16 protein-coding genes are annotated in these 15,771 nt (G+C 70.9%); 11 read left to right on the top strand and 5 right to left on the bottom strand.

Annotated elements, in window-relative coordinates; genetic code table 11:
• Nucleotides 1-110 precede the first annotated feature (110 nt).
• Both OXS27_RS25220 and OXS27_RS25225 read left to right on the top strand, forming a co-directional pair.
• Nucleotides 111-656 carry a PAS domain-containing protein gene (locus OXS27_RS25220; protein ID WP_267359629.1) on the top strand — a complete coding sequence of 182 codons (546 nt, stop codon included), beginning with the start codon at nt 111-113 and terminating at the stop codon, nt 654-656.
• 148 nt (nt 657-804) lie between these two features.
• Nucleotides 805-1,716 carry a GGDEF domain-containing protein gene (locus OXS27_RS25225; protein WP_267359630.1) on the top strand — a complete coding sequence of 304 codons (912 nt, stop codon included), beginning with the start codon at nt 805-807 and terminating at the stop codon, nt 1,714-1,716.
• Nucleotides 1,717-1,759: 43 nt separating this feature from the next.
• Here OXS27_RS25225 and OXS27_RS25230 read toward each other — a convergent pair whose 3' ends face one another.
• Nucleotides 1,760-1,957 (bottom strand): hypothetical protein, encoded by a 198-nt coding sequence (locus tag OXS27_RS25230; RefSeq protein WP_267359632.1) that lies wholly within the window; start codon nt 1,955-1,957, stop codon nt 1,760-1,762.
• 423 nt (nt 1,958-2,380) lie between these two features.
• On the opposite strand from OXS27_RS25230, the gene OXS27_RS25235 reads away from it, so the two are divergent.
• Nucleotides 2,381-2,578, top strand: coding sequence for a hypothetical protein (locus OXS27_RS25235; RefSeq protein ID WP_243926221.1), 198 nt, complete (start codon nt 2,381-2,383; stop codon nt 2,576-2,578).
• A 56-nt stretch (nt 2,579-2,634) separates the two neighbouring features.
• Here the strand turns inward: OXS27_RS25235 and OXS27_RS25240 are convergent, their stop codons facing one another.
• Entirely contained in the window at nt 2,635-2,772 is a 138-nt protein-coding gene (locus OXS27_RS25240) for a hypothetical protein (protein ID WP_243926219.1), read from the bottom strand.
• 536 nt (nt 2,773-3,308) lie between these two features.
• The gene (locus tag OXS27_RS25245) at nt 3,309-3,488 is read right to left on the bottom strand and encodes a hypothetical protein (protein WP_243926215.1); all 180 of its coding nucleotides are present in this window, start codon (nt 3,486-3,488) and stop codon (nt 3,309-3,311) included.
• 954 nt (nt 3,489-4,442) lie between these two features.
• Here OXS27_RS25245 and OXS27_RS25250 point away from each other — a divergent pair.
• Genes OXS27_RS25250 through OXS27_RS25280 form a run of 7 tightly spaced genes read left to right on the top strand, consistent with a single transcriptional unit; the run spans nt 4,443 to nt 12,597 of the window.
• Nucleotides 4,443-6,080 carry an amidohydrolase gene (locus tag OXS27_RS25250; RefSeq protein ID WP_267359636.1) on the top strand — a complete coding sequence of 546 codons (1,638 nt, stop codon included), beginning with the start codon at nt 4,443-4,445 and terminating at the stop codon, nt 6,078-6,080.
• Nucleotides 6,077-7,069: a GTP-binding protein gene (locus OXS27_RS25255; protein ID WP_267359638.1), complete on the top strand. Its 993-nt coding sequence runs from the start codon at nt 6,077-6,079 to the stop codon at nt 7,067-7,069. The genes OXS27_RS25250 and OXS27_RS25255 overlap by 4 nt, the downstream gene beginning before the upstream one ends.
• On the top strand, nt 7,060-8,679 hold the full coding sequence (locus tag OXS27_RS25260; RefSeq protein ID WP_267359640.1) for an ABC transporter substrate-binding protein: 1,620 nt from the start codon (nt 7,060-7,062) through the stop codon (nt 8,677-8,679). The genes OXS27_RS25255 and OXS27_RS25260 overlap by 10 nt, the downstream gene beginning before the upstream one ends.
• Nucleotides 8,676-9,659 (top strand): ABC transporter permease, encoded by a 984-nt coding sequence (locus OXS27_RS25265; protein WP_267359642.1) that lies wholly within the window; start codon nt 8,676-8,678, stop codon nt 9,657-9,659. The genes OXS27_RS25260 and OXS27_RS25265 overlap by 4 nt, the downstream gene beginning before the upstream one ends.
• Complete coding sequence (locus OXS27_RS25270) at nt 9,656-10,579, top strand: ABC transporter permease (protein ID WP_267359644.1); 924 nt, start codon at nt 9,656-9,658, stop codon at nt 10,577-10,579. Before OXS27_RS25265 ends, OXS27_RS25270 begins: the two co-directional genes overlap by 4 nt.
• A 3-nt stretch (nt 10,580-10,582) precedes the next feature.
• Entirely contained in the window at nt 10,583-11,578 is a 996-nt protein-coding gene (locus OXS27_RS25275; RefSeq protein ID WP_267359646.1) for an ABC transporter ATP-binding protein, read from the top strand.
• Complete coding sequence (locus OXS27_RS25280) at nt 11,575-12,597, top strand: ABC transporter ATP-binding protein (protein ID WP_267359648.1); 1,023 nt, start codon at nt 11,575-11,577, stop codon at nt 12,595-12,597. The genes OXS27_RS25275 and OXS27_RS25280 overlap by 4 nt, the downstream gene beginning before the upstream one ends.
• A 76-nt stretch (nt 12,598-12,673) precedes the next feature.
• Here OXS27_RS25280 and OXS27_RS25285 read toward each other — a convergent pair whose 3' ends face one another.
• Complete coding sequence (locus OXS27_RS25285; RefSeq protein WP_243926193.1) at nt 12,674-14,062, bottom strand: FAD-binding oxidoreductase; 1,389 nt, start codon at nt 14,060-14,062, stop codon at nt 12,674-12,676.
• 12 nt (nt 14,063-14,074) lie between these two features.
• Nucleotides 14,075-14,473: a nuclear transport factor 2 family protein gene (locus tag OXS27_RS25290; RefSeq protein ID WP_267359650.1), complete on the bottom strand. Its 399-nt coding sequence runs from the start codon at nt 14,471-14,473 to the stop codon at nt 14,075-14,077.
• Between the two features lie 251 nt (nt 14,474-14,724).
• On the opposite strand from OXS27_RS25290, the gene tauA reads away from it, so the two are divergent.
• The gene (gene tauA / locus OXS27_RS25295; protein WP_243926189.1) at nt 14,725-15,765 is read left to right on the top strand and encodes a taurine ABC transporter substrate-binding protein; all 1,041 of its coding nucleotides are present in this window, start codon (nt 14,725-14,727) and stop codon (nt 15,763-15,765) included.
• Nucleotides 15,766-15,771: the final 6 nt, after the last annotated feature.

Below are 15,771 nucleotides of genomic sequence, written 5' to 3' on the forward strand. Positions count from 1 at the left end.
GTCCCTTGACGGATCGGCGTTCCGCCGCATGCAAGGTGACCGAGCGGCTTGTCGGTTTTGCATCGAACGCTAGGATCGAGGGTATATTCGGGTCGAGGTGAGGCGGTCGGATGATCTTCGTGACGGATGCGGCCGGGGCATGCGTCTACACCAGTGGTGAATGGACGACGCTGACGGGCCAAGAGATCGGTGATGCGCTGGGTTGCGGATGGCTAGCCCGTGTCCACCCGGGGGACAGGCCCGTCGTGGAGGACACGATGGCCGACGCGGTTCGCAAGGCGGCCGAGTTCAGCGTCCGGTACCGTCTGCTCAGGACTGACGGCTCGTCGCGCTGGGTCGGAGCGGGCGGCGTTCCATCGTTCGGCATGATCGGGGACGGCTTCGTCGGCCATCTCGGCACGGTCACCGAACTAGCGGCGGGTGCCATGGACACGATCGGGGCATACGGCAACGTCGAGCGTTTCGTGCCCCCGGCGCCGCACCGGAATACCATGCCATGCTGCCAGCTCGACCTGGTCGCCGACCACCTCATCCTGGCTCACTCGCTGATCGAGGACGATGGCGGGAAGGAAGCCCTGCCTGACGTCCGCAACGCCCTGTTCAAGGTCGGCCGGGCACTGGCAGCCCGGATAAGCCAACACGAAGCGCTGCATTAGGCTTGGGCGATGCCGAAAGCGATGCCTTGAAGGACATCGACCGTCCGTTCGGGACCGATGACGAGGCTCGCCCAGGAAATCCTTAAGTCTTCGTCCCTATCGTCCCCCCGGGAGCCCTTTAATCTTCGGGCTTGATGGAACGTCACGGATGGCAGCGGGGATGGGGCCGGGACGGTCGGACGACTGGTTCGACGGCTGGTCGAGGCGTTCGACATGGCTCGCCCTCGCCGTATCCGCGTTGGCGCTCGTCGGCCTCGACCATGCGTTCCCGGCGGTCGGCATGGGGCCGGCATACATCCCGCTGATCGCGCTAGCCGGATGGCGTCTCGGCCCGGTTGCCGCCTGCGCCGTCGCCGGGGTCGCCGCATTCCTCAACATCTACCTCCACGGGGCCGACGGGGAGGTACCGACCGCTGTCGCTGCTGCCCGGGGGGCGCTTAGGCTGGGCACGTACGCGTTCGTCGTTGCGTTGATGCATGCTCTGCGCCGCTCGTTCGACCGCGAGCGGACCGCGGCCCGGCGGGATTACCTCACCGGGGCGTTGGTGCGCGGAGCGTTCGACGGGCGCGTCGCCGCGCTATCCGCTTCCGTCGCGCATGGGCATGGTGCCCTGGCCCTCGTGCTCGTCGACGTCGACGGGTTCAAGGGGGTCAACGACGGGCATGGCCATGCGGCGGGCGACGACACGTTGCGCATCCTCGTCCGGAGCGCCGCGGCGTCCCTGCGTCCCGAGGATTGCCTCGGTCGCCTCGGGGGCGACGAGTTCGCGGCGGCCCTCGTCGCCGGGTCGGTCGAGGAGGCTCGCCGGAGGGTTGCGACGTTCCACCGGATCGTGTCGGAAGGGCTCGCCTGCGCGGGTGTTCCAGTCACCGTGAGCATGGGCGCCAGCATCCTCGTGCCCGGTGAGTGGACCGACACGGAGGCGGCCATGCGGGAGGCCGACCGAGCCATGTACGACGCGAAGGCGGCCGGTCCCGGCGGGGTCCGCATCCACGCTGGCCAAGCGACGTGCGTCCCTCCGGTATCCGCGGCGTCCTCGATGGTCCCGGCCGCGGCGTAGCCGCCGGCCGGACGTCCAGGTCGCCCCCGCGGTAGGGCCGGCTTCAGGTCGTGCGCTTCCGGTGCCAGACGGTGACCTTGCGCAGAACCCGCGGGAGTTCCTCGGCTGAGTGCGGCTTGTGCAACAGCCCGGAGCCGAAGGTGCGGTTCTGCGCTTGGTCGTGGCTGTATCCCGTTGCCGGCGCCACCGTCGGGTCATGGTACCGGCAATGGATCCCATGCGCCGGGTCGATGCTGTTCATGCCCGGCATCACGACGTCGGAAAACGCGGCGTCGAATCCTCCGGGTTCGGCGACGAGGGCTGTGAGCGCCTCTTCCGTGTCGATGGCCGGCAGGGTGACATAGCCGATGCCTCGTCCAGCATCCGTGCCCTCGTGCTGTGTGGCCGCGAGACGGCCATGAAGCCCGCTACGTCAGCACGGCTCGGACACAGAACGGGTGCGGTCATCCTTCGTGCCCCGGAACATGTCGGGCGAGGCCGGACCGTCCTCCGGGGTTGTCGCGCCCCTGACCGAGACACCCTTCTACCAAGCGAGGTTCTCCGAACGGTTGAAGGGACGGAAGGGGATGCGCGTCGACCGGCCGGTGCCGCGCGCGACCCGGGGCATCGAGGCGGGGAGGACAGAGGTCCGCCCCGGGCAGGGCAACCTCCTCAAGATCGCCACTTGCATGGCGCCGGGCATCATCTTCCGGCAATCACCTGGGACGAGGGGCCGGCCCCGACCGGGGTGGCCAAGGCTGCGGGCACCGGGTTCGGATCGCGGCTGCTCCGGCAGACCGTCGAGCGCAGCCTCGGCGGCCGGTTCGATCGGAGCATCAACGCGGACGGCCTCCGTTTCGAGATGGTCGTCGGCCCCGGCTGAGGGACGGGGTCGTCACGGTCGCTTCGAAGGGCGCAACCCGACCCGGAAACGGGTGATCACATCACCAGCCCCTCCAGCGCCTCGGCATCCACGTCGGGCAGGGTCGAGGGCACCACGCGCGGCCACTCGTACTCCCTGAACCGGCGGACCAGGAACCGTGCCTCCCGTATCATCTCGTTCCACGTCGCTTGCACGCCATGACATCCCGCCACCACCTCCGTCAGGCGATGGGCGGCATCGACGGCCGCCTCGGCCTCGACCGCCCCGATCCCTCCCAGGCAGCCCTTCCGGGACCACCTTCAGGCCTCGTCCGCGTAGCCTGGCATGAGTTCCACGGCCGGGCGTTGGCCGGTTCGGACAGCCGATGGCCGAAGCGACCCTCGATCTCGTAGAAGACCCCGAGCGCGGCGGTAGCGGCGAACCCGGCCAACAGCCTCGCGGTGTCCGCGCCGAACGGTGCATCGGCGAGCGAGCCACCCCACGGACCGAGGCCGACGGGGCGCCCGTCCGATGGCCTCCCATCCCCCCAGGCCAGGCCTTCCGGCAAGGCGTCCGGACGGTATCCGAAGGGATCGTGGTCGTTCGCGATCCGATAGAAGGCCTCGCAGGACTGCGGGAACGGCTGGAACGCCAAACCCTTCGGCCGGCGTTTCACGAGGGGATCGCAAGCCCGTACCAGGACGAGATCTCCAATGACGCGCACGCGGTCGTCCATGAACCGCCGCAGGTCCTACGCGGCTTCGGGACGGCCGTCCTTGGCGATCTCGGCGACCTCGACCCCGGCCAGGAGGCGGTCGCCTTCCGTCAGGTCCAGGCCGCGGGTCGCATCCCGGGAGTTCGGGGCCATCGCGGCCAGCGGCGTGCGCCGGCTCGCATTGCCGAGGCCCGTGTAGGCGGGCGAGTCGAGCAACGCCCCGCCGACGAGGTATGCCTCGAACCGAGCCAGGTCGAACCCGTCCCGGGGCCGCGTCTGTGGGAGGCGAGCCGCACGCCGGAAACCTGGAGGCAGAGGGCGCCTTCGTAGGTGCGCCAGGTAAGGTTGCCGTGCTCGGTCGGGATCGTGTGCGTCCCTCCGAGATCCTCGCGCGACCCGGACTTGAGGGCGACGGGCGTATAGGTCGCCACGAACCAATGTTCCCTGCTCCGCTTGCGCTTGCGCCGCAGCAACATCGGGCTTGGGTGCTTGAACGTTGACGATCCGGTCCCCGGGCATGCCGTCCCCTGTTTCTCGGGTGCGCGACGAGGATCCCGGACGCGGCTCGTTTATGTGTCACGATGTTAGGATGTTGTGGCCGCCGGAGCGATCATTCTATCTCAATGTCAGCTGTCGGGTTCCAAGCGGCCATTCGAATGATTTCGCTTGAAGGTTTGCTGATGGCGCAAAGCTGTCGCGGCCGCTCGCTCGGATTGAGCGTCCGCTATTCAGGTTGCGCCACCCGAAACCGGACTGGCAGGAAACCACCCAACCCGGCCATTCAGCAGCGCCCGCCAACGCGACGGGAGCTGGCCCTTAGCAGAAGTTCCGCTCTGGAGCGGATCGGCTGCGGAAGCGGACGGCTGCCTGCCGCAAGACCGTGGCCGAGAAATCAAAAGCACCTCCGCTGAATGCGCTGGCACCGCCCGCGGTTATGCCCCGCATGTTGAATGACGCGGGGAAGCGTTTCATCCCGCGCGGCTCCGGTGCGGTTGGCTCGCACGCTGTGCGACGCTGCACCGGCCAAGTCGTCCCCGGAAGCACCCGCATCGCCGCGTCATTCGGGGTGCCTTTTTGCGGCGCCGCGCCCTGGCTCCCTTCATCCCCGCCGTCTGGCGCTAGCGGCCTGGGCGAACGGCCGACATCCTAGGCGTCGTGCCGAGGACAGCCATGCCGAGCGAGATCACCCTCTTCGAGGCCCGGCGGATCATCACGATGAATCCATCGCGGCCGGACGCGACGCATATCGCCGTGCGCGACGGGCGCGTACTGATGGTCGGAACGCAAGCCGAGTTCGACGGGCTCGACGCGGTTGCCGACCGGCGCTTCGCCGACAAGGTCATCCTCCCCGGTTTCGTCGAGGGGCACGCCCACGTGATGGAGGGGACCCTCTGGCGTCAGACCTATGTCGGCGCCGGCGACCGCCGCAGCCCGGACGGACGCCGCGTGCCCGGCCTGCGCGACATCGGCGCCGTCGTGGACCGGCTCTCGGAGGCGGACCGGTCCATCGCCGACCCGGACCAGCTGCTCTACGGCTGGGGCTTCGATCCGCTGCATCTCGGCGGCGCGCGCCTAACCCGGCACGACCTCGACCGGGTCTCGACCACCCGGCCGGTGATGGTCCACCACGCCAGCCTGCACATCACCAACGTCAACAGCCTGCTCCTGGAGATGGCGGGCTTCGATGAGAACACCGCCATCGACGGCGTGCCGAAGCTGCCGGACGGCACCCCGTCCGGGGAACTTCAGGGGATCGCCGCCCGGCTGCGCCTGTTCCGGGGGCTCGGCTACAACCCGATGAGCGGGACCCTCGACGCCGCCGACGTGGCCCGGTTCGGTGCGGCCGCGCAGCTCCAGGGCATCACCACCATCGCCGACCTGCACAACGACCTCACCGACGCGACCGTGGCGGTCTACGGCGCCGCCTGCGTCGAGGGCCTGCCGGTGCGGATCGTGCCGGCTCTGGCCTCGGTCTCGTGCCCCCCGGAAGACGGGGTCGCCAGGATCGGCCGCCTCGCCGCCGCCAGCACCGATCGCCTCCGCTTCGGCATCGTGAAGATCGTCGTCGACGGCTCGATCCAGGGTTTCACCGCTCGGCTCCTGCCGCCGGGCTATCATAACGGCGCGCCGAACGGCCTCTGGTACGTCGCCCCCGAGGATCTCGACCGGATCGTCGGCGTCTACCACGCCGCCGGCATCCAGCTTCACATCCACACCAACGGCAACGAGGCCACCGAGGCAGCACTCGACGCGGTCGAGAAGGCGCAGATCGCCCGTCCTCGTCCCGACCACCGGCACACCCTCCAGCATTGCCAGATGGCGACCGAGGCGCAGCTGCGGCGGGTCAAAGCCCTGGGCCTGTGCCTCAACCTGTTCTCGAACCATCTCTACTACTGGGGTGATGCCCATCACGACCTGACGATGGGGCCGGAGCGGGCGGCCCAAATCGACGCCGCCGGGAGCGCGGCGCGGCTCGGCATCCCGCTCGCGATCCACTCGGACGCGCCGGTGACGCCGCTGGGGCCGCTGTTCACCGCCTGGTGCGCCGTCAACCGGACCACCTCGTCGGGGCGCGTGCTCGGCCCCGAGGAGCGGCTGAGCGTCGCCCAAGCCCTGCACGCCGTGACGCTCGGGGCCGCCTACACGCTCCGGATGGATCATTGCGTCGGCTCCATCGAGGCCGGGAAGTTCGCCGATTTCGCCGTCCTCGACGCGGATCCGTACGAAGTGCCCTCGGAGGCGCTCAAGGACGTTCCAATCCACGCCACGGTGCTGGGCGGCCGCGTCTTTACGGTGCCGCCGGCATGAGGCGCCGACTTCCCGCGCCCGCGACGCGGTGCCCGCTCACGGTCGTCGGCGGCTTCCTCGGAGCCGGCAAGACGACGCTGCTGAACCGGCTGCTCGCCGGCTCGCACGGCCGCTACGCGGTGCTGGTCAACGATTTCGGGGCGATCAACGTCGATGCGGGCCTGATCCAGGACCATGACGGGCAGACCCTGCGGCTGACCAATGGCTGCGTCTGCTGCAGCCTCGCCGACGGCTTCCTCGACACGCTAATGCGCGTCCTCGCGGAGCCCGAACCCTTCGATCACATCGTCATCGAGGCGAGCGGCGTCGGCGATCCGGGCGCCATCGCGGAGATCGCCCTGGTGGAGCCCGGCCTCGTCCTGCGCGGCGTCGTGGTGCTGGCGGATGCCGAGCGCCTGCCGGGCCTTGCCGCCGATCCGCGCCTGGGCGACACGCTCGCCCGCCAGATCCGTGCCGCCGACCTCCTCGTGCTGAACAAGCGCGACCTCGTGGATGAAGCCGGCCGCGCCGCCGCCCGGGCGACGCTCGCCGCCCTCGCGCCGGGCATCCCGGTGGTCGAGACTGTGGCGGCCGCGCTGCCGGCGGCTTTCTTCGATCTGGGCGGCGCGGGTCCGGACCGGGCCCGGCGGGGATCGACCCGACCGCGGGCCGAGGCGGTCACGCACGAGGACGCTTTTCAGCGCCTGCTCTACCGGCGCGCGGGCGCGTTCGACCGCGCCGGGCTCGAGCGTGCGCTCGCCGGCATGCCGGCCTCGCTCCTGCGGTTGAAGGGGCGTCTCGGTCTGGCCGACAGGCCCGGGATGCATCTGCTGCAGGTGGTCGGGCGCCGCTGGAGCCTGTCGCCGCTGCCGGAGCCTGCTCCGGACGAGGCCGAGCTCGTCGGCATCGCGGCGACCGATTCCGAAGCCGGCCCGGCACTGGCCAGCCGCCTCGACGCCGCGTTGCGCCCCCCGCAAACCCCACACGGAGACCGAACCCGATGCGCCTGACCAAACGCACGCTCCTCGGCGCCGGCCTCTCGGTCCTCGCCGCGCCCCTGACGGCCCCGATCCTCGGCCTGCCGGAGGCGCTGGCCGACGACGCCAACGCGCCCCTGGTGATCGGCACGAACCAAGTGCCGCGCCACTTCAACGGCGCCGTGCAGTCCGGCATCGCCACCGGGATGGTCTCGACGCAGATCTTCGCGAGCCCGCTGCGCTACGACGACCAGTGGAACCCGCAACCCTATCTGGCGAAATCCTGGGCCATCGCCCCCGACAATCTCAGCGTGACGCTCCACCTCGTGGAGGACGCCGTCTTCCACGACGGCCACCCGCTGACCGCGGAGGATGTCGCCTTCTCGATCGGGGTGATCAAGGCCAACCATCCGTTCCAGACCATGCTGGAGCCGGTCTCGACGGTCGAGACCCCCGACGCCCATACGGTCGTCATCCGGCTTGCGCGCCCGCACCCAGCGCTGCTGCTGGCCATGTCGCCCGGCCTGATGCCGATCCTGCCCAAGCACGTCTACGGCGACGGCCAGGACATCAAGACCCATCCGGCCAACCTGAAGCCCGTCGGATCGGGTCCGTTCAAGTTCGTCGAGTACAAGCAGGGCGAGTCGATCCAGCTCGAGCGGTTCGATCGGTTCTTCATCTCCGGGCGGCCCAAGCTGGCGCGGCTCGTTTACCGGATCCTGCCGGACCAGAACAGCCTCGTCATCGCCACCGAGCGGCGCGAGATCGGCATGCTGCCGTTCCTGTCCTCGGTGCGGGACATCGAGCGCCTGGCCAAGGTGCAAACCCTCACCGTGACGGATCGCGGCTTCGAGGGGATCGGCCCGATCAACTGGCTGGCCTTCAACTGCGGGAAGAAGCCCCTCGACGACGTGCGCGTGCGCCGGGCGATCGCGCTGGCGGCCAACCGCGACTTCATCACCGGAAAGCTGCTCGGCGGCGTGGCGAAGCCCGCCACCGGCCCGATCGTGCCGGGCTCGCCGTTCTACGAGCCGGCCGTCGATCTCTACAAGCTCGACATCGCCAAGGCGGACGCCCTGCTCGACGAGGCCGGCCTGAAGAAGGGGCCGGACGGCACGCGGCTCCAGCTCACCATCGACTACATCCCCAACGACAACGACCAGCAGCGCAACGTCGCCGAGTACCTGCGGGCCGGCCTCAAGCGGATCGGCATCGCCCTCCAGGTCCGGGCCGCGCCGGACTTCCCGACCTGGGCGCAGCGCGTCTCGAACTTCGACTTCGACCTGACCATGGACAACGTCTTCAACTGGGGCGACCCGGTGATCGGCGTGGCGCGGACCTACCTGTCGACCAACATCCGAAAGGGCGTGATCTGGTCGAACACGCAGCAGTACAAGAACCCGAAGGTCGACGAACTGCTGAACGCCGCCGCGGTCGAGACCGACCTGCAGAAGCGCAAGGCGCTCTACGACGAATTCCAGAAGATCGTCGTGTCCGAGGCGCCGATCGCCTATCTCAACCTCACCCCCTACAAGGCGGTCTACGACAAGCGCCTGACGAACCTGCCCCTGTCGATCTGGGGGCCGCTCTCCCCCCTCGACGAGGTCGCCTGGGCGCAGGGCGCCGCGGGGGCCGAGCGATGACGGGCCTGCGCAGGCTCGGCGCGACGGCGGCGAACGCCGTCGGCCTGCTGCTGGCCGTGGTGGTGCTGAACTTCCTGCTGATCCAGGCGGCGCCGGGGGATCCGGCCCAGGTGATCGCCGGGGAGATGGGCGGCGCCTCGCCGGAGATCATGGCGGAGATCCGCACCCGCTACGGCCTCGACCGCAGCCTCCCCGAGCAGCTCGCGACTTATGTCGGCAAGGTGGCGCGGGGCGATCTCGGCTACTCGTTCTTCTTCAACGAGCCGGTCTCGCGCCTCATCCTGGGTCGCCTGCCGGCCACCGCCCTGCTGGTGCTGAGTTCCCTCGCCCTCGCGGTGCTGATCGGCGCAGGCCTCGGGATCCTGGGCGCGCGCAAACCGAACGGCTTCCTGAGCCACGCGGTCTCCCTGGTGGCGATCGCCAGCAACGCCGCGCCGGTGTTCTGGACCGGGCTGATGCTGCTGGTGGTGTTCGCCTCCCTGTGGCCAGTGCTCCCGGTCGCCGGGATGGAGGACGTGGCGATCCCGCGGCACGGCCTGGCCTACGCCCTGGACGTCGCCCAGCACCTAATCCTGCCGGCGCTGACCCTCGGCATCGTCTACGTCGCGCAGTACAGCCGCCTGATGCGCGCCAGCATGATCGACGCGCTCAACGCGGATTACGTCCGCACCGCCCGGGCCAAGGGCCTGCCGGAGCGGATCGTGATCGGCAAGCACGCGCTGCGCAACGCGCTGATCCCCCTCGTCACCATGGTCGGGCTCCAGTTCGGCCAGCTCTTCGCCGGCGCGATCCTGGTCGAGACCGTGTTCGCGTGGCCGGGGCTCGGCCGGCTGACCTTCGACTCGATCCTGCGGCGCGACTACCCGACGCTGCTCGGCATCCTGTTCTGCTCGGCGCTGCTGGTCATCGCGGCCAACCTCGTCACCGACCTCCTCTATCGCCTGATCGATCCGCGGATCCGCGCCGGGAGGCCGGCATGAGCGCCCTCGTCGCGGCCGAGCCCGCGGTGCGGCCCCAGCCGGTGCGATCCGAGGCGGCGCCGCCGATGCCGCGCCCGGCCTCGAATCCCGGCCTCGCCGCCCTGCGCCTGTTCCTGCGCAACCCGAGTGGGCTCCTGGGCTCCGTCATCCTGATCGGCCTGCTGTTCGCCGCGTTGGCGGGCCCGCACCTCTACGGGGTCGACCCGTTCGAGATCGTCGGCGCCCCGTTCCAACCGCCGGGGGGTGACCCGCTGCTCGGCACCGATTACCTCGGCCAGGATATCCTCGCGGCCCTGCTCCAAGGGGGCCGCGCGACCCTGCTGGTCGGGTTCTCGGCGGCGCTGATCACTGTGGTGATCGGCGTGACCTTCGGGGCGCTCGCCGGCTTCTTCGGCGGCCAGGTCGACGCGGCGCTGATGAAGGTCACCGAGTTCTTCCAGGTGCTGCCGACCCTACTGTTTGCGATGGTTCTGGTCACCCTGTTCGGCCAGAGGATCGCCATCACGACGATCGCGATCGGCATCGTGTCCTGGCCACCCACCGCCCGGTTGACCCGGGCCGAGTTCCTGCGCCTGCGTGGCCTCGACTTCGTCAAGGCGGCCCGGGCGGCCGGCGCCGGACCGCTCTACCTGATCGGCCGGGTGATCCTGCCGAACGCCGCGCCGCCGATCGTGGTCTCCGCCACGCTGGCGATCGGCACCGCCGTGCTGTTCGAGGGGGCGCTGAGCTTCCTCGGGCTGGGCGACCCCAACGTGATGAGCTGGGGGCTGATGATCGGCCAGAACCGCGCCTACGCCCTGGAGGCGTGGTGGACCGTGCTGCTGCCCGGCGCGGCGATTTTCCTCGCGGTCCTCGGGGTCAGCCTCGTGGGTGACGCGGTCAACGACGCGGTCAATCCGCGCCTGCGCAAGCGGAGCTGAGCGATGGGCCCCGTTCTCGCCGTCGAGGATCTGACCGTCACCCTGACGCGGCCGGGCGGCCCCGTGCCGGTCCTGGAGCACCTGAGCTTCTCCGTCGAGGCTGGCCGCACGGTCGCGCTGGTCGGCGAATCCGGCTGCGGCAAGAGCATGACCGCCCTGGCGATCATGGGCCTGCTGCCGGAGGGCTTCGCCCGCGCCGGCGGCCGCATCCGGCTCGCCGGGGAGGATATTGCGGCCGCCAAGCCGGCCCGGCTCCGGGCCCTGCGCGGCAGCGCCCTGTCGATGATCTTCCAAGAGCCGATGACGGCCCTGAATCCGGTCTACACGGTGGGCGACCAGATCGCCGAGGCGCTGCGTCTGCACCAGCGCCTCGGGCGCCGCGCCGCCCTGGAGCGGGCGCTGGCGATGCTGAGGGCCGTGCAGATCCCCGCGGCCGAACGGCGCCTGCACGCCTATCCGCACGAACTCTCCGGCGGCATGCGCCAGCGTGTGATGATCGCCATGGCGCTGGCCTGCCGGCCCAAGCTCCTGATCGCCGACGAGCCGACCACGGCCCTCGACGTGACCGTCCAAGCGCAGGTCTTCGACCTGCTGAAGGCCCTGCAGGACGAGATGGGCACCGCCATCGTGCTGATCACGCACGACCTCGGGGCGGTGGCCGACATCGCCGACACCGTGGCGGTACTCTACGCCGGTCGCTGCATCGAGCAGGGCGACACCCGGTCGGTGATGCGCGCGCCCCAGCACCCCTACACGATCGGTCTGATGGGCTGCACGCCGCACCTGCGCCTCGGCGCGGCGGCCGATGCGGGGGTGGGGACGCTGCGGGAGATCCCGGGCCTCGTCCCGCCGCTGGGCCGGCGACCGGCGATCTGCGCCTTCGCGGACCGCTGCGGCCGGGCCGACGCCACCTGCCTGGACAAGCCCCAGCCGCCCCTCGCCGAGGCCGGCCCGGCCCGGGCGGTGGCCTGCTGGCACCCGGAGGCCCGCGCAGCATGATGGCGAACACCGCATCGGCCCCGACCAGGGCGGATCTCCTGCAGGTCAACGACCTGAAGGTTCACTTCCCGGTCCCGGGCGGCGGGCGGGTCCACGCGGTCGATGGCGTGAGCTTCGTCGTGCGCCGCGGCGCGAGCTTCGGCATCGTCGGGGAATCCGGCTCGGGCAAGTCCACCACCGCGCAGGGGATCATGCGCCTCGTCCCGGCGACCGCCGGTCAGGTGGTCCTGCGCGGCGCGGACATCCTCGGCCTCCGGGGCGCCCGGCTCCGGCAGGCCCGCCGCCACATCCAGATGGTGTTCCAAGACCCGTTCGCCTCCCTCGATCCCCGGCGCTGCGCCGGGGATCTGGTGGTCGAGCCCCTGCGGCTGCTGGAGGGGCTGTCGCGCAGGCAGGCGGCGGCACGGCTCGACGAGCTGTTCGCCGCGGTGGGCCTGCCGGCCGACGTCCGGAGCCTGTTCCCGCACCAGTTCTCGGGCGGGCAGCGCCAGCGCCTGTGCATCGCCCGGGCGCTCGCGACCGAGCCCGACATCATCGTCTGCGACGAGGCGGTGTCGGCCCTCGACGTCGCGATCCAGGCGCAGATCCTCAACCTCCTGGCCAAGCTCCAGGCCGAGCGCGGCCTCGCCTACATCTTCATCTCGCACGATCTCGGCGTCGTGCAGCACCTCTGCGACGAGGTCGCGGTGATGTATCTCGGCCGCATCGTCGAGCAGGCGCCGACGCGGACGTTCTTCTCCGCCCCGCGCCATCCCTACAGCTGGTCGCTGATCTCGGCGGCGGTGCCGGCCGGTCCCGCGCGGGACGCCCTGAAGGCGCGCTACCTCGTGCGCGGCGAGCCGCCGAGCCCAATCGATCCGCCCGCCGGCTGCCGGTTCGCCGGGCGCTGCCCGTTCGCGGTCGAGCGCTGCCGCGCCGAGGATCCCGCCCTGCTGGCGACCGGCCCGGGCCATTACGTCGCCTGTCACCGGGTCGGCGAGATCGAGGCGCCGGACTTCGACCGGGCTCAGGCCGCCTGACTTCGCACGGTTCCCGATATGAAAGGCCGCCCCGAACGTTCGGGGCGGCCCGTCGGGTCCGTTGGCTGCGGCCGGCTCAGGCCGCCTCGTCGCGGTGGTGGTACCAGCGATACAGCATCCGCTGCCCGATGCGCCGGAACGGGGCGAAGGGGTGGCCCGGGAGCGCCCCTTCGAAGATCGGCAGGCTCGCGGGCCTGCGCCCGGCCACGAGCCCGGCGAGCCGGCGGCCAGCCTGGGCCGAGAACGCGACGCCGTTGCCGCCGTAGCCCAGGGCGTAGAACAGGGGCTCGCCCGGTTCGGGTTGGACGATGCGGGGCATCATGTCGTGGCTGACATCGACCCAGCCCCACCACGAATAGTCGATCGCGATGCCTTCGAGGGCCGGGAACTTCTGGTGCAGGCCGTCGACCAGCAGGCGCAGGTGGCGCGGGTGGGTCGCGTCCGCCCCCGTGATCGCGCTGCGGCTGCCGATCTGCACCCGGCCGTCGGGCAGCCGGCGATAGTAGAACCGCAGGGTGCGCGTGTCGGTGACGAAGGTCGTCGTGCGCAGCGTCGCGGCGATCTCGTCGGCGGTCAGGGGCCGCGTGACCAGGGAATTTGACAGGATCGGCATGATCCGGCTGCGCAGGCGCGGATGCAGCCCCTGGCTGGTATAGCCGCCCGTGGCGATCGCCACCGCGCGGGCCCGCACGGTCCCGTGGGGCGTCCGCACCCGGAAGCCGCCGCCGTCGCGGTCGATCCCGAGCACCGGACTGGCGGGATGGACCTTGGCTCCGGCCGCCCGCGCGGCGCGGAGATAGCCGAAGGCGAACTTGGCCGGATGGATGCCGATCCCCAGCGGTTCGTGGAGCGCGCCGACCGCCCCGGCCTCGTCCATCCAGTCCCGCCGCAGCTCGTCCGCGCCGAGCATCCGCGTGCCGTAGCCGAAGACCTCATTGGCAACCGCGGACTCGGCCGAGAGCTTGGCGAAGGTACGGGCCCGATGGGCGACGTAGATGTGGCCGCCGGGCTGAGGGTCGGGGTCGAACTCGCGCACGAGACCGGTGAAATACTCGAAGCCCTCCAGGATTTCGGCGTGGATCCGGAGCGCAGTCTCGCGGCCGTAGCGGGCGATCCATTGCGAGCGGCTGAGCCGCCCCGAGGCGTTCTGGCCCTGGCCGCCGTTGCGGGTGCTGCAGCCCCAGGCGACCCGGTTGGCCTCCAGCACGGTGGCCTTGATGCCGTGGTCGCGGGCGAGGCTGAGGGCGCAGGACAGGCCGGTGAAGCCCGAACCGACGATCACCACGTCCGCATCGACGTCCCCCGTGATCGGGCCGTCATCCGCTGGTGGCGGCCCGGCGGTGGCCACCCAGTAGGTCGGCGCGTAGGCGCGGTCCGTCCCCGGGGTGGCGCTGGTCAGCGGGTCGTAGGTCGGATCGTAGGGCGCGCCGGTCGGGCGCGGGACGGGATCGGGGGTCAGGCTCACGAACCGCCTCCCTCAGGCCGCCTGGACCGGGCGGTCCTTGCGGAAGGCGCTCTTGCGGGCGATCAGCCGGCCCTCGAACACGAATAGGTCGACCCCCTCTACGGCGACCCGGCCGCCATCGGCCCGGGTGCCGGTGAACAGCCATTCCGACGTGGCGCGCTCCCCCGCCAGCGTGTGGCGCGACACCGTCCAGGCCACGTCCGGCATGTCGGTCCAGACCCCCAGGAAGGCCGCCCGCACGGCGTCCTGTCCGGTCAGGCGGCGCCCGTGCGACTCGGGACCGGCCGCGGTGTCGAACACGACCCCCGGTGTGAAGCAGGCCATGACGCCGTCGGCATCGTGGCGGTTGAAGGCCGCGAACAGGCGCTCCAGCACAGCGTGGCGCTCCGCTTCGGTCGTTGCTTCATTCATGGACCTGCACTCCCCTCGCGCGCCCGCAGGCAGCAATCGTTCGCGGCGAGCTAGCGCCGCCGCGGGCCGGCCGGCGAGATCCAGAGCGCTACCAAAGACGCATCCAGTTGGCGGGCGTGTCGGGCGCGGTGGGGCCAGTCGGAGGGGATTTGGATGGCGCCTGGCCCCTTTGCACGGGGCTTGCCTTATCGGACCCTGTCGCCGGCACGCCGAGTCGCATCGATTCGGGTTGCCCGAGGGGGAGTGTGGACATGGACAGCGTAAGACCGCGACCGAACCCGCGCCGCTCCGTGGGGCGAGCGACCCTGGCCGCCCTGGCGGCGCTGACGCCAGTGATCCTGGGCATCCTCGCGCCCGACTCCACCCGGGCCGCCGAGAAATCGGTCACCTTCGCCCACCAGGACATGGTGGTCCCGTTCCGCGCCCTGATGGCCTCGGGGGCGATCGAGAAGGCCACCGGCTACACGGTGACCTGGCGCAAGTTCGGCGGCGGCGGCGACGTCATCCGCGCCATGGCGTCGGGCAACGTCCAGATCGGCGAGGCGGGCTCCAGCCCGATCGCGGCGGCGGCCTCGCAGGGGCTCGACATCGAACTGTTCTGGATCCTCGACGAGATCGCCGACGCCGAGCAGCTCGTGGCGCGCAACGGCAGCGGCATCAGGAGCGTGGCCGACCTGCGCGGTAAGACCGTCGCGGTGCCGTTCGTCTCCACCTCGCACTATCAGCTGATCGCCGCCCTGGCGGAGGCCGGGCTGGGCCAGAAGGACGTGACGATCCTCAACATGCGCCCGCCCGAGATCGCCGCCGCCTGGGAGCGCGGCGACATCGACGCGACCTTCATCTGGGATCCGGTGCTGGCCCGGGTGAAGAAGTCCGGCACGGTGGTGCTCTCGGCGGGCGACATCGCCCGCAGGGGCAAGGCGACCTTCGACGGCCTGGTGGTCGATCGGGCCTGGGCGGCCCAGAACCGGGACTTCCTGGTCACCCTGGTGAAGCTGATCGCCGCCGAGGACGCCGCCTACGCGGCCAAGCCCTGGGCCGCCGGCTCGCCCGAGGTGAGTGCGGTGGCCAAGATCACCGGCGCGGATCCCGCGGAGGTGCCGGCGAGTCTCGCGAGCTACCGCTTCCCGGCCCTGGACGCGCAGGCCTCCCCGGCCTGGCTCGGCGGCGGTGCCACCAAGGCGCTGACCGAGACCGCCGGGTTCCTGAAGGCGCAGGGCCGCGTGCAGGCTCTGGCGCCGGATTACGGCCGGTTCGTCACCGGGGACTACGTGGCGGCGGCCCGGAAGTAGTTGGTG

It is taken from the genome of Methylobacterium sp. GC_Met_3 (assembly GCF_026540775.1).
Taxonomy (GTDB): Bacteria; Pseudomonadota; Alphaproteobacteria; order Rhizobiales; family Beijerinckiaceae; genus Methylobacterium.